The 19,729-nt window shown below is 61.6% G+C and carries 17 protein-coding genes; 6 read left to right on the forward strand and 11 right to left on the reverse strand.

Annotated elements, in window-relative coordinates:
* Nucleotides 1–104: 104 nt before the first annotated feature.
* Entirely contained in the window at nucleotides 105–1,130 is a 1,026-nt protein-coding gene (locus ACSQ9E_RS12345; RefSeq protein ID WP_436217945.1) for a DNA-binding protein, read from the reverse strand.
* A 445-nt stretch (nucleotides 1,131–1,575) separates the two neighbouring features.
* On the opposite strand from ACSQ9E_RS12345, the gene ACSQ9E_RS12350 reads away from it, so the two are divergent.
* Nucleotides 1,576–2,103, forward strand: a complete 528-nt coding sequence (locus ACSQ9E_RS12350) for a DUF4148 domain-containing protein (RefSeq protein WP_057267512.1) — start codon at nucleotides 1,576–1,578, stop codon at nucleotides 2,101–2,103.
* 568 nt (nucleotides 2,104–2,671) lie between these two features.
* Here the strand turns inward: ACSQ9E_RS12350 and ACSQ9E_RS12355 are convergent.
* The 7 genes from ACSQ9E_RS12355 to ACSQ9E_RS12385 form a co-directional block, all read right to left on the reverse strand.
* Nucleotides 2,672–3,604: a cation diffusion facilitator family transporter gene (locus ACSQ9E_RS12355; protein WP_057267511.1), complete on the reverse strand. Its 933-nt coding sequence runs from the start codon at nucleotides 3,602–3,604 to the stop codon at nucleotides 2,672–2,674.
* 460 nt (nucleotides 3,605–4,064) lie between these two features.
* Nucleotides 4,065–4,445 carry a hypothetical protein gene (locus ACSQ9E_RS12360; RefSeq protein ID WP_057267510.1) on the reverse strand — a complete coding sequence of 127 codons (381 nt, stop codon included), beginning with the start codon at nucleotides 4,443–4,445 and terminating at the stop codon, nucleotides 4,065–4,067.
* 60 nt (nucleotides 4,446–4,505) lie between these two features.
* Nucleotides 4,506–7,691 carry a CusA/CzcA family heavy metal efflux RND transporter gene (locus ACSQ9E_RS12365; protein WP_436217946.1) on the reverse strand — a complete coding sequence of 1,062 codons (3,186 nt, stop codon included), beginning with the start codon at nucleotides 7,689–7,691 and terminating at the stop codon, nucleotides 4,506–4,508.
* A gap of 15 nt (nucleotides 7,692–7,706) precedes the next feature.
* The gene (locus ACSQ9E_RS12370) at nucleotides 7,707–9,317 is read right to left on the reverse strand and encodes an efflux RND transporter periplasmic adaptor subunit (protein WP_057267508.1); all 1,611 of its coding nucleotides are present in this window, start codon (nucleotides 9,315–9,317) and stop codon (nucleotides 7,707–7,709) included.
* 2 nt (nucleotides 9,318–9,319) lie between these two features.
* The gene (locus ACSQ9E_RS12375) at nucleotides 9,320–10,672 is read right to left on the reverse strand and encodes a TolC family protein (RefSeq protein WP_436217947.1); all 1,353 of its coding nucleotides are present in this window, start codon (nucleotides 10,670–10,672) and stop codon (nucleotides 9,320–9,322) included.
* 154 nt (nucleotides 10,673–10,826) lie between these two features.
* Nucleotides 10,827–11,186 carry a cation efflux protein, CzcI family gene (gene czcI, locus ACSQ9E_RS12380; protein WP_082608095.1) on the reverse strand — a complete coding sequence of 120 codons (360 nt, stop codon included), beginning with the start codon at nucleotides 11,184–11,186 and terminating at the stop codon, nucleotides 10,827–10,829.
* A 76-nt stretch (nucleotides 11,187–11,262) separates the two neighbouring features.
* On the reverse strand, nucleotides 11,263–11,601 hold the full coding sequence (locus ACSQ9E_RS12385; protein WP_057267505.1) for a hypothetical protein: 339 nt from the start codon (nucleotides 11,599–11,601) through the stop codon (nucleotides 11,263–11,265).
* A gap of 157 nt (nucleotides 11,602–11,758) precedes the next feature.
* On the opposite strand from ACSQ9E_RS12385, the gene ACSQ9E_RS12390 reads away from it, so the two are divergent.
* Nucleotides 11,759–12,445: a heavy metal response regulator transcription factor gene (locus tag ACSQ9E_RS12390; protein ID WP_436217948.1), complete on the forward strand. Its 687-nt coding sequence runs from the start codon at nucleotides 11,759–11,761 to the stop codon at nucleotides 12,443–12,445.
* On the forward strand, nucleotides 12,442–13,779 hold the full coding sequence (locus tag ACSQ9E_RS12395; RefSeq protein WP_436217949.1) for a heavy metal sensor histidine kinase: 1,338 nt from the start codon (nucleotides 12,442–12,444) through the stop codon (nucleotides 13,777–13,779). Before ACSQ9E_RS12390 ends, ACSQ9E_RS12395 begins: the two co-directional genes overlap by 4 nt.
* A 3-nt stretch (nucleotides 13,780–13,782) precedes the next feature.
* On the opposite strand, the gene cadR is transcribed toward ACSQ9E_RS12395, so the two are convergent.
* Nucleotides 13,783–14,274, reverse strand: coding sequence for a Cd(II)/Pb(II)-responsive transcriptional regulator (gene cadR, locus ACSQ9E_RS12400; protein ID WP_436217950.1), 492 nt, complete (start codon nucleotides 14,272–14,274; stop codon nucleotides 13,783–13,785).
* A gap of 97 nt (nucleotides 14,275–14,371) precedes the next feature.
* Between cadR and ACSQ9E_RS12405 the strand changes: the two genes are divergently transcribed.
* Nucleotides 14,372–16,897, forward strand: a complete 2,526-nt coding sequence (locus tag ACSQ9E_RS12405) for a heavy metal translocating P-type ATPase (RefSeq protein ID WP_255361080.1) — start codon at nucleotides 14,372–14,374, stop codon at nucleotides 16,895–16,897.
* 64 nt (nucleotides 16,898–16,961) lie between these two features.
* Here ACSQ9E_RS12405 and ACSQ9E_RS12410 read toward each other — a convergent pair whose 3' ends face one another.
* Entirely contained in the window at nucleotides 16,962–17,618 is a 657-nt protein-coding gene (locus tag ACSQ9E_RS12410) for a DsbA family protein (RefSeq protein ID WP_057267501.1), read from the reverse strand.
* Nucleotides 17,615–18,016, reverse strand: coding sequence for a disulfide bond formation protein B (locus tag ACSQ9E_RS12415; RefSeq protein ID WP_233194846.1), 402 nt, complete (start codon nucleotides 18,014–18,016; stop codon nucleotides 17,615–17,617). Before ACSQ9E_RS12415 ends, ACSQ9E_RS12410 begins: the two co-directional genes overlap by 4 nt.
* Nucleotides 18,017–18,818: 802 nt before the next feature.
* On the opposite strand from ACSQ9E_RS12415, the gene ACSQ9E_RS12420 reads away from it, so the two are divergent.
* On the forward strand, nucleotides 18,819–19,157 hold the full coding sequence (locus ACSQ9E_RS12420) for a DUF4148 domain-containing protein (protein WP_057267500.1): 339 nt from the start codon (nucleotides 18,819–18,821) through the stop codon (nucleotides 19,155–19,157).
* Between the two features lie 114 nt (nucleotides 19,158–19,271).
* Complete coding sequence (locus ACSQ9E_RS12425; protein ID WP_057267499.1) at nucleotides 19,272–19,673, forward strand: hypothetical protein; 402 nt, start codon at nucleotides 19,272–19,274, stop codon at nucleotides 19,671–19,673.
* The last annotated feature ends 56 nt before the right edge of the window (nucleotides 19,674–19,729 follow it).

Raw genomic sequence — 19,729 nt, forward strand, 5'->3', positions numbered from 1 at the left:
GGAGTCGTCCGGCAATCGCGCTGACCACCCGGGCTAGATCGAGGGCCGTGGCATTGGCACGCAAACATGGCCGTGATGGCGAACTTGCCGCGAGGGGTCCTCCATCATTTTCCTTTTGCTGTGCGCGGCTCCGGCTGCGCCTGAAGGGTGTCCAGGCGGCGCATCAGTTCCTCTGTCAGCTGCTGGCGTGCCGAATCCGCCGCAGCTGTCGCGGCGAGCAGCCGCTCCAGCTCCAGGTTCCGCTGCGTGGCCTGGTGCAAGTCGGTGTGCAGGCGGGCAAGGTCCTGCTCCTGGCCCAGGGCCTTGGCGGACATTTCCTCCAGCTGCTGGGACATGCCCGCGAAGCCCTCGGCAGCCTGCTGTGCAGCCAGCAACTGCGCCTGTAGCTGCTGAAACTGTGACTTGAGCTGCGCCAGTTCGCGCGCGAGCGCCTGGTTCTGCTGGTGGTCGTTGCGCATCTGCTGCTGGTTGGCCGAAACGGCCGCATTGGCCTTGGTCAGTTCCGTCTGCAGATACTGAAGTTGGTGCTCGTGCTGGCGTAGCTCGCGCTCGCGCTGCTCCTTGGACGCTTCGCGGAAGTGCTCCAGCGCCTCCCTGGCGTGGGTGTGCTTTTCTTCCAGGGACTGGCTGTGCGCTTGGGCACTCTCAAGCCGGGTCTGCAATTGGGTCGTGTGCTCGACCAACTGTGCCTGCTCGATCGCCTTGGCGGCCAGTTGCCTGCCGGCGTGCTCGTAGGATTCGCGTTCCCTGGCCAACTCCAGTTGGGTCTGCTCTAGCTGCCGCCTGGCCGCGGCTGTTTCGCTCTTGGAGGTCTCCAGGCTGGCCTTGTATTGCGCTTCCTTGGCGTTGAACTCCTCCATCAGTGCAACGACCCTCGCATTGGCATCGAACTCCAACCTGGTGGACAGGCGGCCTACCAATTCGGCGAGCTCATCGCTGATGCTGATTTTGGGTGCCGTGGCCGTGGCTTCCTCGTCTTCGATTTCCTTGAGGTATCTGTGGATGGTCACCTTGGAGCCGGTATTGCCCAACTCGACGCGCACCGCATCGATGGACGGGTACTTGCCCTGACTGATCAGCCTATCCCTGGCTCGCAACACTTCAGACTTGTAGATTCCCGCTCTGGCCATGGCTTCCTCCGATTTTTTCGTACTGTATTACATACCATGATATTACATACCATCTATCGAGGAAGGAGTGGAGAAATTTTTAGAAAGCTCAAACCAGTTAATAAGGGTTTATCTGTTGTGATGGCTGCGAAATGCCGCCAAAGCCGGGTTGGCGCCATGTAACGCGTCGGGAGGGGGTGTTTTTACAAGGAGGCTACGTCCACAGGTGGCCCCCCCTTTGTGATCTCCCAATCCAGAGGCTAAGCGGAGCCGGACCGCCGGAGGCCCCCAAACGGGTCGCAGTTGAGCGTGGCTGCACTTAGACACCGTGCTGACAAAACTGTAATGCAGCGGTCAGCGCCGTGTGGGGGCCAGCTTTTTAGACTTGTCTCCGTGGTGCAGGAAAGATTGCATCTCCTGAATTCCCAACCGGGCTTCCCTCTAACCATTGACCTCAAGGACCATCATGAAACTCAAGACCACCATCATCATCCTCGCGCTGAGCGCAGCCCCTGCATTCGCCTTCGATGCAAACCATGGCGCCAAATCCAAGACCCGCGATGAAGTCAAAGCCGAACTCTCGCAAGCACTGCGCAGCGGCGACATCATGGCAGGCGGGGAAATCGGCGCCAAAGTCAGCGAGCTCAACTCCGGCCGCTATCAGTTGACGACCCCAGCACTGGGTAAGACCCGGGAACAGGTGCGGGCTGAACTGGAACAGGCCGTTCGTGCCGGCGACATGCTTGCCGCCGGCGAGTCCGGATCGAAGCTCAACGAACTGCAGCCCGAGTTGTTTCCAGCCAAGGTGGCGCAGGCCGGCAAGACCCGTGAGCAGGTCAAAGAGGAGCTCGCACAGGCCATCCATACCGGCGACCTGATGGCCGCAGGCGAGGATGGTCGCAAACTCAACGAAATCTTCCCTGGCCAATACCACCCGCACCACGCTGGCTCGACGGCCGCGCATTCGGGCCACCGCAATGGCCAAGATCTCTGAACATCCGATTCAGAATCCCGCGAGTTGGCTTGGCGCTCATTCCACGCCCTTTTGGGGTGGGCGCCAGGGTCGTTCAAGGGTTGAGGGCCTGGTGCCGCCGGTAAGGTATGGAGTGCTTGCGCTGGACCAGCGTCGGTGCTGTCTCGACTGCCCAATTGAGCCGCATCGCGGCTCTAGCTTTCTTTCCGCTTTACCAGGGTCGCTGAGCAATCCCATACCTTAACGTAGACCGCTTCTCCAGCAACCACGCTCACATCTGCAGGGAGACGCGCAACGGTCCAGCGTGAGCGACCCACCTCTCTCCACTGGACGATGGCAAAGCGCTCTGGCGCGCGCCCAAGCTGTGTGGGCATGCATCGGCGCTTATAGAACGCCAAGTCCTGCGCCGTGGCTTCAATCCTGCTGACCTTACCAACTCGCCAACCATCTGCCCATGGCAGGGAGCCCTCATACACGGGGGTGGCGCAGCCAGCGACCAGCACGGTCACGACACACAGCGCCAGCCAGCGCAACAGGCGTGCGCTGACCTGTGGCAAGCATGAACTGGCGGTGGACATCCGCGCGGGGATCACACAGAAGCCTTCCAGTGATCCGCACCCGCATTCGAAGCGTCGACCACAGCCCTATCGCACGCTTCGGTCTCCAACTGGATCGTGGTGTGGGTGATCTCGAATTGCTTTGCCAGCATCTGATTGATGGCTGCCAGCATGGCCCCGGGGTCTGCCGCTTCGGGGTTGTAGACAATGTGCGCGCTAAGGCTTGTCTTGGCGCTGCTCACTGCCCAGACATGCAGCTCATGGACGGAGGTCACCCCTGGCAAATCCGCCAATGCCTGCTTTAACTGAGGCAGGTCGATGCCGTCGGGGACTCCTTCCAGCAGGATGTTGAGCGTCTCCCTCAGAAGGATCCAGGTGCGTGGCAGCACCCACAGGCCGATAGCTACGGCAATGACGGTGTCTACCCAGTTCCATCCCGTGAACAGAATGACCAACGCCCCCACGATGACCCCAATCGAGCCGAGCAGGTCGCTCCACACTTCAAGATACGCGCCTTTGACGTTGAGGCTGGAATCCTTGCCAGAGGATAGAAGGCGCATGCTCACGAGGTTGACAATCGTGCCAAGGACGGCGATCACCAGTACCCCCGTGGTTTGAACCGCAGGCGGGTTGCTCCAGCGTTGCCACGCCTCGTAGAGGATGTAGGCCGCGACGCCAAACAGGAGCAAGGCGTTGAACGCGGCGGCCAGGATCTCGAACCGGTGATACCCGAAGGTGCGACGGTCGTCTACAGCCCGGCGCCCGACGCGAATGGCCGCCAGCGCAATGGCCAGAGCCGCCACGTCGGTGAACATGTGTGCGGCATCGGACAGCAGAGCCAGGCTATTGAGCATGACGCCGCCAATAACTTCGGCCAGCATGAAGCCGCCGGTGAGCATCAGCGCGTAGCGCAATGCCTTTTCGTTTCCCGCCGCCGGCAAGGCGTGATCGGAACCTTTACCCATGGTCTGTCTCCTGAGATTGAATCCGGTTACTCCGTTGACTGGGCTTGTCTGCGGTCGCGTTCGGGCCCTTCGTGCTCAATGTCGGCGCCGGTTCTGCGGTTTTCCAGTAGTTCGGCATTTCAACCGGACTGCCTGCCGCTCCCTCAGTCGCTTGGCCAGGCGCCGGCTGTACTTGGTTCGAATTTCCATCGGGGGATGGCGTTTGAGCCACATGTGCCGCAGCCGCCAAAACACAAACACAGAGATCAACAAGCCGATCCAGATCCAGAACAGCTTGGCAAAGAGCCCTCCCTCAGCCGCTTGCATTGACATGGATCGCTCCTTTTGCCCCTGGGGACGGGAACATGCAAAGCGCCGAGGGGCGGTCCATGCCCGCCACTACGGTGTCGAACCGTTGATCGCAGACAGCGAAATCGCCCCCTTGAGTGCTGCGGGGGCGATGGTCCAGGCGGCGTTCGTGTTACTTCAGCGTGAAACGGACCGAGGCGACAGACTTGCCGGCCTTCGAAACAGCGACGACGGCTTTGGTACCGGCGGGGACTTTGAAGCTGCCCGTGGCTTCCAGCTTGCCGTCACCGGCTTGGAGTTGAACGTCCTGCTTCTCGCTGCCAGCCAGCAGAGTGACCTTGGCGGTCATCCCCGCCACGGCAACTGGCTTTCCATGGTCGCGCATATAAAGCTGCAGCTTGTCGGCACTGGCAACGAATTCGTATTCGACGTCCTTGGCTTCGGCGACAGCACCACCGTGCATCGGCTTTACGTCGTGGCCATGGTTGTCGGCAGCGACGGCCGCGCCCGAGATCGACACTGTGAGGGCGAGGATGAGATGGGAGAGTTTCATGGCAGTTCCTTTGGGGTTGGAGAAAAGGGAAGGTCCCGCGATCAGCGGGACCGTCTACGGCTACACGGGCTTCGGTGCTTCCGGGTGAGAGGGCTCAGCGGACACGTCCTCAGCTTCTTCATCGGGCCTGTGGGCCAGCCGATAAAGAATCGGCAGCACGAGAAGCGTGAGCAGCGTGGATGAAAGAATTCCGCCGATCACCACGGTTGCCAGGGGACGCTGGACTTCAGCGCCGGTGCCTGTAGCGATGGCCATGGGAATGAAGCCCAGTGAGGCCACCAAGGCGGTCATCAGAACGGGTCGCAAGCGGGTCAGAGCGCCTTCACGGATCGCCTCGTCAAGGCCCACACCGCCTTCTCTCAAGCTTCGGATGTAGGAAATCATCACCAGCCCGTTGAGAACGGCCACCCCCGACAGCGCAATAAATCCTACCGCCGCGGAGATAGACATCGGAATATCGCGAAGCCAAAGCGCCAAGATGCCGCCCGTCAGCGCGAATGGAATACCAGTGAAGACCAGCAATCCATCCTTGACGTTTCCGAACATCGCGAACAAAAGGACGAAGACCAGCAGCAGGGACACGGGCACGACGATCTGCAAGCGCTTCGTAGCCGATTGCAGGTTCTCGAAGGTTCCACCCCAGCTCGTCCAGTAGCCCGTAGGGATCTTGATTTGAGCGAGGCCTTGCTCGGCGTCAGCCACGAAAGATCCCACATCGCGTCCGCGCACGTTGGTGCTCACCACAATGCGCCGCTTTCCGTTCTCGCGGCTGACCTGGTTGGGTCCTGGCGCTAGATCGAAAGTAGCGACCTCACCCAGCGGAATGAAGTTTGTCTTGCCCTCCGTGCCCGTTCCGGAGCGTGGGAGCGCAATGGGCAGCCGCTTCATTCCCTCCAGGTCGTTGCGCAGGGCTTCGGGCAGTCGAACCAGGATGTCGAATCGGCGGTCGCCCTCGAACATGGTGCCGGCCTCACGTCCGCCGATGGCCGTGGCCACGGTGTCCTGGATGTCGGCGACATTCAGGCCATAGCGTGCGGCCTTCTGGCGGTCGATGTTCACAGTGAGCATCGGAAGGCCGGTTGTCTGCTCGACCTTCACCTCGGATGACCCCTGGATCTTCTGCAGCATGGCGGAAACCTCTTCGGCGGACTTGTTCAACACATCCATGTCGTCACCGAAAATCTTCACCGCCACGTCGCTTCGCACACCCGAGATCAGCTCGTTGAAGCGCAACTGAATGGGCTGGGAGAACTCGTAGTTGTTGCCAGGAATTTTGCCAAGGACTTCCTGAATCGCGGCAAGCAGCTCGTCTCGGGTCTTGCGTGGCTCAGGCCATTCGTCCACGGGCTTGAGCATGATGTACCCGTCCGAAATGTTCGGCGGCATGGGGTCCGACGCAATTTCGGCAGTACCGGTTCTCGCGAAGATGCGCTCGATCTCGGGAAACTTCGCCTTCAGTGTCCGCTCGATCTGTTGCTGCATAGCCACCGACTGGGACAGGCTGGTCCCCGGAATGCGCAGCGCCTGGATGGCAAGGTCACCCTCATTGAGGTTGGGAACGAATTCGCTGCCCATGCGGGTAGCGATCAATCCGCACAAGACCACAGCGACTGCAGCGATGGTGAGAACGAGCGTTTTGGCGCCCATCACGCGATCGAGCAGCGGGGCGTACATGCGTTTGGCATAGCCAAGGAGAAAGTTCTCCTTCTCGCTGACCCGGTTGCCAATGAAAAGAGCAACCGCTGCCGGAATGAACGTCACCGACAAAATCATCGCTCCCAGCAGAGCGGCAACCACGGTGAATGCCATCGGGTGGAACATCTTTCCTTCAACACCCGTGAGCGCGAAGATGGGCAGGTACACCACCATGATGATCAGTTGCCCGAACAGCAAGGGGCGGCGCGATTCCTGGGACGCGAGGAACACTTCATGGAAGCGCTCTGCCCGGGTCAGCGGCCGCCCGTGATGCGCTTGTGCGTGGGCAAGACGCCGAACACAGTTCTCAACGATCACGACAGCTCCGTCAATGATGATGCCGAAGTCCAGGGCCCCCAGGCTCATCAGGTTGGCACTCACCTTGTACTGGACCATGCCCGTGAACGTGAAGAGCATCGACAAGGGAATGACCATTGCGGTGATGATCGCTGCGCGGATGTTCCCCAGGAAAAGGAACAGGATCACGATCACGAGAACCGCGCCTTCGAGCAGGTTTTTCTTCACCGTGCCGATGGCCTTGTCGACGAGCACCGTGCGGTCATAGACCGTCACCGCATGCACACCCTCTGGAAGGCTCTTGTTGACCTCCACCATCTTCTTGTCTACCGCCTGGGAGACGGTCCGGCTGTTTTCTCCAATCAGCATGAACACCGTGCCGAGAACCACTTCCCGTCCGTTGTCAGTGGCAGCTCCGGTTCGAAGCTCCCGGCCAATGCCCACTTCGGCCACGTCCTTGACGCGCACGGGCACGCCGTTGGCGCTGCTGAGGATCACGTTGCCGATGTCCTCCAGGGATTTCACCTGGCCAGGCGCACGGATGAGGTACTGCTCGCCGCGCTTTTCGATGTAGCCCGCGCCCACGTTGCCATTGTTGCGATCCAGAGCCGTCACTACATCCTGCAGCGTCACGCCCAGCGAAGCCAGGCGCTCGGGGATGGGTGCGATCTGGTATTCCTTGGCGAAGCCGCCGATGGAGTTGATTTCCGTCACGCCAGGAACGTTGCGCAGCTGTGGCTTGATGATCCAGTCCTGGATCTCGCGCAGGTCGGTCGGGGTGTAGGGTGAGCCGTCGGGCTTCTTCGCGCCGTCCTTGGTTTCGACGGTCCAAAGGTAGATTTCCCCCAGTCCGGTCGAGATGGGCCCCAGCGCTGGCGTGATGCCAGCCGGCAGTTTGTCCCGCGCCTCCTGGATGCGCTCGTTGACGAGTTGGCGGGCGAAATAGATGTCGGTGCCGTCCTTGAAAATGACGGTGACCTGCGACAGTCCATACCGTGAAAGCGACCGCGTCTGATCCAGGTTCGGCAGGCCGGCCATGACCGTCTCAATCGGGTATGTGACCCGCTGCTCGGTCTCAAGGGGCGAGTACCCGGCTGCCTGAGTGTTGATCTGGACCTGGACGTTCGTGATGTCGGGCACGGCGTCAATAGGCAGCTTCTGGTAGCTGAAGACGCCGAAGGCCGCCATGGCGAAGGCCGCAAGCAGCACCAGCCATCGCTGCTCGATCGAGAATCGGATGAGTTTTTCAAACATGTATAGGCTCCGGGATCAGTGCGTGTGTTCGGCAGATCCCTTGCCGAGCTCAGACTTCACGACGAAGCTGCCAGTCGAGGCGTAAGGCATGCCGGCCTTGAGGCCCCCAAGGACCTCGATCCGCTTGCCATCGCTGCGGCCCAGCTTCACGGGCTGAGCAATAAACCCACCGTTGACCTTCAGGAAGACAACGGGCTTGTCTCCAAGGTTCTGTACCGCGTCAGCCGAGATGGTCACGGGTGCCGCTGTTTCTTCAGAAATCACCTCGACGTTCACGAACAGGCCGGGGCGCCAGGCGCCTTTGGGGTTGTCCAGAACCACGCGGGCTTTGGCTGTGCGGGTTTGCTCGCCGATCAACGCGCCCACAAAAGCAACCGTACCCGTGGCCGACGCATCAAACGCAGTGGCCTTAATGGTGACTTTCTCCCCCACCCGCACCGACGGCAGATCCTTCGCTGGAAGGTTGATTTCAGCCCAAACGGTGGAGAGGTCCGAGATGGTGAACACCGCAGCATCTTCCTTGACGGCTTCGCCCAGGCTCAGATGCTTCTCGATGACGATCCCGTCAAAGGGCGCACGCAGCTCGATGCGGTTGAGACCGGAAGCCGACGAGGTGGAAAGACCCAGCGCACTCAGCTTTTGATTGGCGTTGGCCACAGCCACCTCTGCTTCGCTCAGGGCTTGCCTGGCCTGCAGGTAGTCCTGTTCGGCAGATACCTTCTGCTCCCACAGCTTCTTTTCTCGCTCGTATGTAGTTTTGGCCAGCGCAAGGCGCTTGTGGGCCGTCTGCAGCTCGCTGCGTTGCTCCGAGGCAGTGGGGCTGGCAATGGCAGCCAGGACTTGTCCCTTCTTGACGACCTGGCCAAGGCTGGCGCTGACGCTTTCCACCACGCCGGCGAGCCGTGGAACCACATGCGAGGTGCGGTCTTCGTTGAGCTTGATCTCACCGGGCAGCAAAAGTGCCGTCTTGATGTTGGCGGCGGATGTCGTATCCACCGTGATCGAGGCAGCCTTGATCTGGGCGTCTGCCAATTCAACCTTGCCTTCTTCCTTGCTCATCACGAACATGAAGGGCTCGGTGGCCGTCTGCGCGATGATCTCGATCTCGAATGCATGGGGTTCGGGAACGATTTCCTTACTGACCAGGCTGTCTTTTTCCTGGACGAAAGTCAGCTTCTGCTTTTCGTCTGTCAGGCGGGTCACCGTTGCGGTGACCGTCGCGGCATTCAGCGGCAGCGCCTTGTCTTTGTCGAACAACCAGATGCGCAGCCGCGGCTCTCCACCGTCCTCGGATAGCAGCGCCTCCAGGCTGAAATCGCCTTCCTTGAAAACGGTACCGCCGTGAGCGCCCTTGGCTTCGCTCTTTTCGTGGTGCTCGCCGTCCGCATGGCCCTTGTCATCGTCGTGGCCCTTTTCTCCTGCCTTGCCGTGGTGCTCACCGTCGCCGTGGCCCTTGGCTTCAGTGTGGCCGCCGTGCCCGTGGCCATCGCCTTCGGCAGCTGCCGCCTTGGGCTTTCCGCCGCCCTGCAAGATGAAGGCGCCGGCCCCGACCCCCAATGCGAGGACGACGGCAATGGCGATCAGGTGCTTTTTGCTGATGGTGGATTTGCTGGTGTTCATGGTCATTCTCAGTTCTGCGTTGCGATCAGGCGGGAAGCGGTAGTGCCGCCGAGCAAGCGGTCAACATCAGCCGCTGCGCGGTGCGCTTCGCCAAGTGCTTTGAGGTATTGGGCTTTGGCTGTGAAGTAGGTACGCTGCGCATCCAGCACCTCCAGGAAATTGAACTTGCCGTTTTCAAATCCAATGGTGGCTGCGTCATACGCCGACTTCGCCCCCGGAAGGACGTCCTGCTGCAGGGCCTGGATCTCCGATGCGATCGTGGCGAGTCGCTCCCGAGCCTGCGCTACTTCGCTGTGCAGGCGCACAGTGGCAACCTGCAATTCGTCGCGTGCCTTGTCCTCCAGCTTCAGTGCCTCCAGCAGATTGCCCTCGTTGCGGTCGAACACCGGCAAAGGCACGGAGACACCGAACAGAAGCACGTTTCGCTGCGTCTCGTTGCTGCGCTGCATGCCAACGCTGACGGTGACATCCGGCACTCGCTTGCTCTGCTCCAGGTCGGTCAGGGCCTTGCGCCGATCCACCTCGATCCGCGCCAGGACAATCGCTGGAGAAGAAGAAATCAGTGGCTGCAGATCGGCGAGCTGTGGCACCGCAGGGATGTTTTCTGCCTTGCCCTCCAGGGCCGTGAAAGGCGCCTCGATCTTTCCCAGGAGCGCGAACAGCCGCGACAAGGCATTGCGTTCTTCGCTAGCTGCCTGGGAGAGTTCAACCCGGATTCCAGCTTCCGCCACGCGGGCCTTTGACTCTTCGACGGGCGACACTTTGCCTGCGGCTACGCGCTTGGCAACGGCGTCCGTAGACGACTTGGCCAGTGCCACGCTGTCCCGGGCGAGCGCCAGGCGTTCTTGTGCAGTCAGCACATCGAAATAGGCTGCAGCCACATTGGCTCGCACGGTCGCCTTCAATTCGTCGAGTTGGGCCTGCGCTTGCTCGCGCGATTTCTCGGCCGCCTTGGTACGGGCCGCGCGCTTGCCGCCCAACTCCACGGGAAGGTTGAGTTGCCAGCTTTGGGTGCGCGTTTTCGAGCGCGCGTCCTCCAGCGAATAGGCGAGCTCGGGATTGGGGCGAGTGCGTCCTTGCAGAACTTGCCCCTCGGTGGCCTCGAACTGGCGAGTCGCAGCAGCCACCTCGGGGTTTCCCTCCAGCGCCAGTTCAATGGCCCTGGCTAGCGACAACGGCGCTACGGGTGCTGCAACGTCGGCAGAGGCATTCGAGCCGGCCACGGGTCGTTGTGTCATGCCTTGGGAAAAGGCGCCGGTGGACGTGGCGAGCAGTATGGCTGCGGCAGCCGTTGCGAGCTTGATTTTCTTGCGGCCGCGCCGTGCGTCTGGCTTTCCTTGAAAGCAAATACCCTTGAACATCCGATTCTCCAGTGATTTCAAAACACGAAGGATCAGCGGGGGGCAACCGTGCAGTTGCTGTCAACTCGTCACTCGTCACAGTCGCGGCATGCGCAACTGCATCCGCCATTGGGGCGGACACGGACAACTGGGAGAAGGAGAGAAGCCCCGCCGATTAGGCGAGGACAGACCACCGGGGGCGGTCAGGGGGGGTGGGTGTTACACCAGCGAGTCGCACATGGGGCTGGGCACCCACACTGCCATCGTGCGAGGCGCCTTGGCTGGCATAAGAGAAATTGAGGGCACCGATGCCGGCACCATGGCAGACCGAGCAGTCGATATCAAACTGACCAGCGCTTTGATCGCCCTTGTCGGCTTGGTGGACCGCCTTGTCAGCATCATGTTTGTGCTCATGATGTCCCACATGCTGCGCCTGCGCCGTCGTACTCTCATGCATGCAATAGGCAGCTACCGCAGACCAGCTGAACTGGAACGGTAGCAGTGCAAGCATAAAAACAGCTATCAAGCGGCGCATTTTTGAAGTCTAGCATGCGACCATGAAGTGATCGCGTGTGGATTGATGGCCGTTCTAGAGCAATTGTGTCGAAAAATCAGCCGCCCGCGCCGTGCAGTTCCTGCAGGCGCTGCTTGTCGGCGGCTGACATGTTCAGGTATTCCTGTTGCACCTGCTCACGGGTCTTTGACGCTCCGGTCGCCTTGACAGGCACCGCACCACCGCGCGAAAGGATCGCCAAGGTCCCATCCTGGCGAGCCGTCGCGACCGACTGAATTACGTCGCCGCGCGACAACGAGCCCTGGACGTGGTCGGGATGGGTGGTGAAACCGACCTCACCTCCTGCGGGGTGGTACAGCGACGACGCCGATGCCAGGCCGGGAGCGGCAATGGCCAGGGCGATCAGGGAAAGTGCGAGAGGTTTGCGGATGATCATGGTGTTGTCCCTTGCTTGTGGTGAGCCTTCGGCAACCTGCCTGGGCTATGCCTTGCGACATGGGGTGAACTGTAGAAAACGGCCCCCGACAAGGCACCAACAGCCAGATGACAAATTCGTAATCTACGAAGGGCCTGCATTCTTCGAGAATGGCACCATGAAAATTCTGCTCATCGAAGACGAAGTCAAGCTGGCCGAGTACCTGCGCAAGGGTCTGGGCGAGGTCGGCTACGTGGTGGACGTGGCGCACAACGGGGTGGATGGCCTTCACATGGCTCTGGAAGGCAGGCACGATTTGCTGGTCTTGGACGCGATGCTCCCAGGGATCGACGGCTTCAGCCTTCTGACGGCCTTTCGCAAATCCAGGCAGACCCCAGTGCTTATGCTGACGGCCAGGGTCAGTGTGGAGGACCGCGTGCTGGGACTGCAAACTGGCGCCGATGACTACCTGGTCAAGCCCTTCGCCTTTTCCGAGTTGAGCGCCCGCATCCAGGTTCTGCTCAGGCGCACCCAAGGTGCGCGGGACGCGGCAGAGCCCACGCAACTGCGTCTGGCCGACCTGGAGGTCGACCTGGTGCGGCGCAAGGCATCCCGAGGTGGTCAACGATTGGAACTGACCGCCAAGGAATTTCTGCTGCTCACCCTGTTCCTGAGAAGGAAGGGCGAAGTGCTTTCACGCACCGAGATCGCCGAGCAGGTGTGGGACATGAACTTTGACAGCGATACCAACGTGGTGGAGGTCGCAATCCGACGTCTGCGCACCAAGATCGATGTGCCCTTTGATACTGCGCTGCTGCACACCATCCGGGGCATGGGATACGTCATGGAGGAGCGCAACGGATGAAGGCGCTGGTCCAACATCGCTCATTGCGCCAGCGGTTGTCGTGGTGGCTGGCACTGCAGAGCTTTGCCGGGCTCGGGCTGGTCTGCCTGGCCGTCTACCTGGTGACCGAATTCAATTTCCGAGACCGGCAAGAGGAAACGCTGGCGCAAAAGGAAAATGTCATTCGTCACTTGCTGCTGGATGGCAAGGAGCATGGGGATTCGGAAAACCTTGCGCACAAACTCGATGACTTCCTTGTGGGGCACGGGGATCTGTCGCTCGAAGTAGCGCAAGCCGACGGGTTCGTTCTCTATGCCCATACCCGCAACCAGAATGCGAAGACGGTATGGCGTGAACGGCAGTTCGAGGTGGCGCAGCCGGTGGGCCAGACTCCCGCCAAAGGTTTGCGCGTCAAGCTGTCGCTGGACATCCAGACCGATAACCAGCTCTTGCACCGGCTCGCGCTCACCCTGTTGGTCGCGGCGATCGGAGGCGCCATCGTGGTATCTCTGGGTGGCTTTTCCTTGGTCAACCTGGGCCTGGCGCCCGTTCGAAGACTGGCCAGCCAGACGCGGGCAGTGTCGGCGGACAACCTGCACCAGCGGCTCGACGGCGCAGAGCAGCCACTTGAACTCGTGCCTCTGATCGACCAGTTCAACGCGCTCCTGGCCCGCATTGAGAAGGCCTACTCACAGATGGAGGGCTTCAATGCGGACGTGGCGCACGAGCTGTGCACGCCTTTGGCCACGCTCATTGCCAACAATGAACTGGCGCTGCGGCGCCCTGATCAGGCGGACATTCGCGAGGTGCTGGCGTCTAATCTGGAGGAACTGCATCGCCTGACCGGCATCGTCAATGACATGCTCTTCCTTTCCCAGGCGGATCGGGGAGTGGGAGCGCGTCGCGTATCCGTGGCGAGCCTTGCATCGATGGCTGCTGACGTACTGGACTACCACGAGGCCGCACTGGCCGAGGCCGGCCTGACAGCGAAAGTGGTCGGCGATGCGCACGGTTCCTTCGACGTGCCGTTGTTGCGCCGGGCCTTGTCGAACTTGCTGGGAAACGCCACTCGCTACGCCAGCACTGGCTCAATCGTCCAGATCAACCTTAGAACTGTTGATGAGGACCGTGTGCTGATCAGTGTCACCAACTACGGCAACACCATCGATCCCGAGATCCTCCCCCAGCTGTTTGACCGATTCTTCAGAGCGGATCCTGCTCGCAGCCATGGGCAGAGCAACCATGGCTTGGGCTTGGCCATCGTAGGCGCGATTGCCCGCATGCACCAGGGCAAGCCCGTGGCCAGGTCAGAGAACGGAGTGACAAGTGTCGGGATAGAAATTCGCGCTCACTGATAGTCAGCATCGTTTGTTGGCCCGCTGCCTGGGAGCCACGCCGATATCACGATGGGCACCTGGCGGGTGGGCCTCGCTGGGCTGCATGTGATTGTGTTGAAGTGCCGCATTGGCCAACCCGCCCAAGATGCCGCACTCACCCGCGAGGTGGCCTGGTGAGCACTGCTGTTGCAAGCTGCGCAATTCGGACTCCAGTGCTTGGAGTTCCCGGATGCGAGAGACCACGTGCCCGATGTGCTCCTGAAGAAGCGCGTCCACCGCGCCGCAGTTTTCATCCGGAGCGTCCTTGAAATGCAACAGCACCCGGATCTCATCGAGCGTCATGTCCAGGCAGCGGCAATGGCGGATGAAGGCCAGGCGCTCGACATGGCTGCTGTTGTAGACCCTGTAGTTGCTTTCTGTGCGCATCGCGATCGGCAGCAGGTTCTCGCGCTCGTAGTAGCGGATGGTCTCGGTCTGCGTGCCGGTGGCCTTGGCAAGTTCGCCGATTTTCATGAAGCGTCCTTTGCAAAATCTGTTTTACGTAGGACAAGGCAGCGACATCTGGCTTGTCGCTTGACTTTAAGGTCACTACAGGGTTTCCAATTAGGCCATGAAATCAGAAACCAGCACTCCTCCCAGCGTTGTTGACACCTGCTGCTCCTCGGGCTGTTCCAGTCCCGCAGCAGCGGCCCCTGCAGCCGCAAGCAGCCCGGGCCAAGGCAAGCTGTTCCGAATCGCCACCATGGACTGCAGCGCTGAGGAGTCGGAGATCCGGCGGGCGCTGGAACCTGTGGAGGGAATCCGCTCTTTGGGCTTCCAGCTGGGCGCGCGCACGCTGAAGATCGATGCGGAGGATCGCGCCTTGCCCCTGGCGCTCGATGCCATCCGCAAGGCGGGCTTCGATCCACAGCCGGTGGTCGCTGCGGCAAACACCCAGGGTAGCCAGGGCCGGGTGTTTCGCATTGCGACCATGGACTGCAGCGCCGAGGAGGCGGAGATTCGCCGAGCGCTGGAGCCTCTGGATGGGATTCGCTCTCTGGGCTTTCAGCTCGGTGCGCGGACGCTGAAGATCGATGCCGACGAAGGCACCTACCCGCTGGCCCTCGACGCAATCCGCAAAGCGGGCTTCGATCCGCAGCCAGTGGCCGGCGCCAATGGCTCCGAGGGCGGACAGGCGGGCGAACCAGCCGAAGGCGACGACCATGGACATGGTTTTGCAGGCGGCATCTCCCGACTGGTAGCCGCGCTGGTGTTCGCCACGGGGGCTGAGGTCCTCTCGTTCTTTGCTCCCGATCAAATGGCCTGGAAGGTGGCGGGCATGGCCATCGCCGCGCTGGCTATCTGGCTTGCCGGGATCGACACCTACAAGAAAGGCCTTGCAGCGCTGCTGCGCGGCAAGCTGAACATCAATGCGCTGATGTCGGTGGCCGTCACAGGAGCCTTCCTCATCGGCCAGTGGCCGGAGGCCGCCATGGTGATGGCCCTGTACGCGATTGCCGAGTTGATCGAGGCCAAGGCGGTGGACCGGGCCCGAAACGCTATCAAGGGCTTGCTGGAACTGGCGCCCGAAGAGGCTTTGGTACTGGGCACCAACGGAGCATGGACCGCTACACCGGTGGCTTCGGTGGCCATCGGAGCGACCGTGCGCATCAAGCCGGGCGAACGCGTGCCGCTGGACGGTAAGGTGACCAAGGGCAATGGCGCCATCAACCAGGCCCCCGTGACTGGCGAGAGCATCCCCGTGGACAAGGCACCTGGCGACCAGGTGTTCGCCGGCACGATCAACGAGACTGGTGAGCTGGAGTTCGAGGTCACAGCCTTGTCGAGCAACACCACCCTGGCCAGGATCATCCAAGCCGTTGAGCAGGCGCAGGGCACGCGCGCTCCGACGCAGCGCTTTGTGGATCGGTTCGCCTCCATCTACACCCCCGCAGTCTTCGCCATTGCCGTGGCGGTGGCGGTCCTCACTCCTTTCCTGATGGGACTTACCTGGCTGGAGGCGCTCTACAAGGCCCTGGTCCTGCTGGTGATCGCCTGCCCATGCGCTCTGGTCATTTCCACGCCGGTCACGGTGGTCAGCGGATTGGCCGCAGGAGCGCGCCGCGGGATTCTGATCAAGGGCGGCACCTATCTGGAAGATGCCCGGCTCCTGAAGGCGGTGGCGCTCGACAAGACCGGCACCATCACCGAAGGCAAGCCCAAGCTGGTGAAGTGGCAGGTGTGGGGTGCCGGTGATGAGGCAGCAGTCCAGCAGATGGCTGCCAGCCTGGCGGCTCGTTCCGACCACCCGGTTTCCAAGGCGATTGTCCAGGGCTTGGACGTAAAGGGCCCAGAAGCAGAAAGCTTCAAGGCCTTGCCTGGGCGCGGCGTCGAAGGCATGGTCAATGGTGTGCGCTTGATACTGGGCAATCACCGTCTGATCCATGAGCAAGGACTGTGCGGTCCGGAGTTGGAGGCGGAGCTGGCCACCCATGAAAAACAAGGCCGCACGGTCACCCTCCTGGCGGACGAATCGCGCGTCCTGGCGCTGTTTGCGGTAGCGGACACCATTCGCGAGACGTCGAGGCAGGCCATCGTCGACCTCAAGGCGCTGGGAGTGACGTCGGTGATGCTGACGGGTGACAACACGGCCACCGCAAAAGCCATCGCGGCGCAGGCCGGCATTGATGACGCCCGTGGAGATCTGCTGCCCGAAGCCAAGCTTGATGCCATCAAGGAAATGCAAAAGCGCTATGGCGCTACCGGCATGACCGGCGACGGCATCAACGATGCGCCGGCGCTGGCGCAGGCCGACATCGGTTTTGCCATGGGTGCAGCGGGAACTGACACGGCCATGGAAGCAGCCGATGTGGTCATCATGAACGATGACCTTCAGCGCGTCGCCGAGACAGTGCGTCTATCCAAGCGCACCCACGCCATTCTCTGGCAGAACATCACCCTGGCACTGGGCATCAAGAGCGTCTTCTTGGTGATGGCGGTCGTTGGCACTGCCACCATGTGGATGGCGGTCTTCGCGGACATGGGAGCGAGCTTGCTGGTGGTAGCCAACGGACTGCGTCTGCTTCGCGGTACACGGGTGGAGCCAGCCGCCAAGCCAAGCCGCTCAGAAACCAAGGAGCATGCGCATTCCCACTGAGCGTTCGTCAGCGCGCGCCAAGTCCACCGGTGGGATTGCGGAGCGCTTACTGAATGTCCCGCTTTCATTTCTTGGTTTTGGAGACCTCTTGTGCCACTAGGTCGGCCAGCTGTTTGTGGCCAAAGCTGGGCAGCGGGCGCCCGTTGACAAAGAAGGTCGGCGTCTTCTCGACCTTGAGGGCGGTCAGGTCCTGCACGTCCTGTAGCACCACGGCGTCCAATGCAGGGGCTGCGATGTCCGCCCGCGCCCGTTGCATGTCCAGCCCCGCCTGTTCAGCCGCCTTGTAGGCCAACTCCAGGTTGGGGTTTCCATGGTCCGCCCACTGCGGCTGTGCGGCCAGCACCGCTTCCAGCACGGCCAGGTACTTGTCCTGCCGCCGGGCCGATTCCAGTAGCTTGACCACCTGCTCCGAGCCCTGGTGGAAAGGCGCATAACGGATGACCAGCCGCACTTCGGTGGGGTACTGCTGCATCAGTTCCTTCACCACCGGATAAAAGGCGCGGCAGGTCTCGCAGGCGGGATCGAAGAACTCGACGATGGTCACGGGTGCCTCACGGGGCCCGATCACGGGTGAATGCATGCGGACCAGGCGTTCGGCTTGTCCTGCCACCTGCAGCTCCTGTGCACTTTGCACGCGGCTCTGGTACAGATTCACGCCGACAAGGAAGGCCACAGAGGCCATGCCCAGCACGAGGAAGATGATGAGTTTTCGGTGTTTCATTTGTCTGTTTTTCGCAGATAGAGGGAGAGCGAGACGGCGATGGCAATGAACGCCGCCAGTGAAAGCCAGGGCAACTCAATGCCGTAGAGGATGTCGAGCTTCTGATCGGCGCACGACACGCCGGCGCCGCAGGGGACCCAAGCCTTGGGCACCAGGCCTGCCGCCAAGAGGCTGTGGTAACCAGCCACGACCGCACCCGCCAGCGCCAGAGGCAAGGCATAGACAGCGCCCCGGCGGTCGTCGCTGTAAAAGGCCATTCCAAGAAGCAAGGCCAGCGGGAACATGGCAATGCGCTGGTACCAGCACAAGACGCAAGGAGCCATGCCCATGACTTCGCCGATGAACAACGCACTGCCGGTGGCGGACACAGCCAGCAGCCAGGCGATCAGGAGCAGCACCGAGGGTCGGCTCATCGACACCTCCTTGAACAACGGTTCTGGCAGGAGGCACCGATCAAGGCACAACTGCGTGTGTAGATTCCAGAGCCATTCGGCCCGACAGTGGAGGACATGGAAAGATCCCGAAGGCATGCAAATGAGGCCAGCACACGCTGTGCTGGCACGCTTGGCGGGGATCGGAGACGGTGGTGACCGATGCCCTGGTCAGGCCAGGGCGGGCCACTGCGGGCGTTCGGGGCGACTGGCGGACTCTGAAGACGGCCACCCGCGCGTGTCGGTGTGAAAGCGCCATAGGGGAAAGGCCGGCAGTAGATCGCGTTGCGCCTGAACGGCTTCGGTGCCCTGCAGATGGCAGGAACCACAGTCCACGCTGGGCGCTGCATCGCCAGCTCGGGTGGATTCATCGATTGCTCCGTCCCGCAGCTGGGCGTGCTCGCAGCAATGCATTGCCACAGGAGGCAAGGAGCCCGGTCCTTCATCGTTGCAGTACGCGCCCACCGCCGCCCAGCACAGTTGCAGCGGCAACAGTACCAAGAGGAAAACAAGCAGACGGGTGCGGGAGTGCATCCGGAAAATTGTAGTGGCATCCCAGGCGGAACGGCCACTTTGGAGCGCCGGCGGATGCAATGCCCGGCAGTGTCGAATCGATCACACAGCCAGGCGCGGCAACATAACAAACTTGTAATCCTGCGGTGCGCAAGCTGTTGGCATACGGTCAGCAAACTGTCACACGTGACTCGTCGGCTGGCCAGACGTTGGTGCAGTTTCCGGGGCACGTGCATTCAAACCCAAGGAGATACACATGACAGTTCGCACCTTCCTGACCGCCTTGTCGCTTGCTGCGGCAGTGGCCCCAGCCATGGCCAGCAGCGTGATCCATCCTGCGACCACCGAGATGGGATACACGACGCACCCTGAACACGCGCAAGCGGGCAAATCGCGTGATCAGGTCCTGGCGGAGATGGATCAGTCCAAGAAGGACGGCCTGTGGCAGTACCACCGCTTTGGAGCTCCCGTACCGGTCAAGGGCAAGGCCGCGACCCGCGATGAAGTGCTGGCTGACCTGGAACGCTCCCAGAAGCATCCAAGCTGGGCACTGCGCCGTGTCGGTGCACCAGTTGCGGCAGTACCCGCGCCCTGACACCATCCTTTGCCAGGTCCGTCATCCAAGCTGGTAATGAACCATGAGGGCACCCGCCCTCACGGGCGTGCATAGAACTTCTTTCGCGCCAGGGAGTCCACTACACTCATCCCCATGCCTCGCAACCGCCGCACCCGCCTGATCACAGTGCTTTTTGCACTGGTCAGCCTGCTGTTCATGCAGCTGGCAGTGGCAAGCTACTCCTGCCCGGGTGCGCAGTCTTCCCGGGTCGCCGAAGTCGCGGCCATGGCCGAAGCTGGGATGCCGTGCGCCGAAACCATGTCGCTGCGCATGGACGACGAGCAGCCCCATCTGTGCCAGGCGCACTGCCAGGCAAGCCAGCAAACAGCCGACAAGTACGAGTTGCCTGCGATGGCTTCCGCCGCCCTGGCGGACATTGCCTATACCCCCTTCATTGCGCCGCACCTGCCAGAGGGTGCCCCCGCGCAGGCGCCGCTCCTGAAGCGCACAACGGCCCCACCTTTGGCCGTGCAGCTCTGCTGCTTTCGCATTTGACATCCCAGACCGTCTGAGCGTTGCCTGAGGCACTTCGAGTGCCCGGCAGCTTGTTC

The sequence above is a fragment of the Acidovorax sp. LjRoot118 genome, assembly GCF_964253575.1.
Lineage (GTDB): Bacteria > Pseudomonadota > Gammaproteobacteria > Burkholderiales > Burkholderiaceae_C > Acidovorax.

Bases quoted from the DNA above. Each gene is read 5' to 3' on its own strand.
- ACSQ9E_RS12360 (WP_057267510.1), bottom strand. From the start codon at position 4,445: ATGAAACTCTCCCATCTCATCCTCGCCCTCACAGTGTCGATCTCGGGC.
- ACSQ9E_RS12395 (WP_436217949.1), top strand. From the start codon at position 12,442: ATGAAGGCGCTGGTCCAACATCGCTCATTGCGCCAGCGGTTGTCGTGG.
- ACSQ9E_RS12355 (WP_057267511.1), bottom strand. From the start codon at position 3,604: ATGGGTAAAGGTTCCGATCACGCCTTGCCGGCGGCGGGAAACGAAAAG.
- ACSQ9E_RS12385 (WP_057267505.1), bottom strand. From the start codon at position 11,601: ATGATCATCCGCAAACCTCTCGCACTTTCCCTGATCGCCCTGGCCATT.
- ACSQ9E_RS12345 (WP_436217945.1), bottom strand. From the start codon at position 1,130: ATGGCCAGAGCGGGAATCTACAAGTCTGAAGTGTTGCGAGCCAGGGAT.
- ACSQ9E_RS12420 (WP_057267500.1), top strand. From the start codon at position 18,819: ATGACAGTTCGCACCTTCCTGACCGCCTTGTCGCTTGCTGCGGCAGTG.
- ACSQ9E_RS12365 (WP_436217946.1), bottom strand. From the start codon at position 7,691: ATGTTTGAAAAACTCATCCGATTCTCGATCGAGCAGCGATGGCTGGTG.
- ACSQ9E_RS12410 (WP_057267501.1), bottom strand. From the start codon at position 17,618: ATGAAACACCGAAAACTCATCATCTTCCTCGTGCTGGGCATGGCCTCT.
- ACSQ9E_RS12425 (WP_057267499.1), top strand. From the start codon at position 19,272: ATGCCTCGCAACCGCCGCACCCGCCTGATCACAGTGCTTTTTGCACTG.
- czcI (WP_082608095.1), bottom strand. From the start codon at position 11,186: ATGCGCCGCTTGATAGCTGTTTTTATGCTTGCACTGCTACCGTTCCAG.
- ACSQ9E_RS12370 (WP_057267508.1), bottom strand. From the start codon at position 9,317: ATGACCATGAACACCAGCAAATCCACCATCAGCAAAAAGCACCTGATC.
- ACSQ9E_RS12350 (WP_057267512.1), top strand. From the start codon at position 1,576: ATGAAACTCAAGACCACCATCATCATCCTCGCGCTGAGCGCAGCCCCT.
- ACSQ9E_RS12405 (WP_255361080.1), top strand. From the start codon at position 14,372: ATGAAATCAGAAACCAGCACTCCTCCCAGCGTTGTTGACACCTGCTGC.
- cadR (WP_436217950.1), bottom strand. From the start codon at position 14,274: ATGAAAATCGGCGAACTTGCCAAGGCCACCGGCACGCAGACCGAGACC.
- ACSQ9E_RS12390 (WP_436217948.1), top strand. From the start codon at position 11,759: ATGAAAATTCTGCTCATCGAAGACGAAGTCAAGCTGGCCGAGTACCTG.
- ACSQ9E_RS12375 (WP_436217947.1), bottom strand. From the start codon at position 10,672: ATGTTCAAGGGTATTTGCTTTCAAGGAAAGCCAGACGCACGGCGCGGC.